Source organism: Herbaspirillum lusitanum P6-12 (genome assembly GCF_000256565.1).
GTDB classification, from domain to species: domain Bacteria; phylum Pseudomonadota; class Gammaproteobacteria; order Burkholderiales; family Burkholderiaceae_D; genus Herbaspirillum; species Herbaspirillum lusitanum.
Window position 1 is genome coordinate 1 of record NZ_AJHH01000520.1, and the last position, 546, is coordinate 546.

Below are 546 nucleotides of genomic sequence, written 5' to 3' on the forward strand. Positions count from 1 at the left end.
GCGCCGATGTTGCCGCGTCCCGCGATGCGACCGGCGCGGCGGCCAAAGGCGGCAACTGGACGCTGGAGGTGCATGAAGGCAAGATCGACACCAAAACCCTGGACATTTCCGGCTATCAGGATGTACTCACCCTGATCAGCCTCACCGGCGCCGATGCCGACTACACCTCGACCACTATCGTAAAACAGGTCAACGGCCAAAATATCACCTTTTCAGGCGGTGGCGCCGCCGGCGGCCTGGGCGTAGATAGCTCTTATGGTTCAGACGGCGTGTACGCCTATGACGGCCCCGTCAACGAGGTCAAGCTGACCATTACCGCCGCAGCCGGCTACTCGTTTGACCTCAGTTCATTTGATGTCGGCGTCGAGTCCCACAGCCTGAAGATAGACTTTACGTATGCCGACGGTACGACGGACACCCTGACGGTCAACTCGCTGGCCAGCGCCTGGCAAACGTTATCCAATGCAGGCCTGAGCAAGCCGATCAATGACGTCAAGCAGGTTGTGTTCAGCTCCAGCGAGTTCGGCTTGTTCCAGAACTTTGACA

General features: G+C 58.8%; 1 protein-coding gene. It reads left to right on the forward strand.

Going from position 1 to position 546, the window contains the following annotated elements:
- The coding region (locus HLUSI_RS29255; RefSeq protein ID WP_040503605.1) for a DUF4347 domain-containing protein at positions 1 to 546 on the forward strand (546 nt) is incomplete at both ends.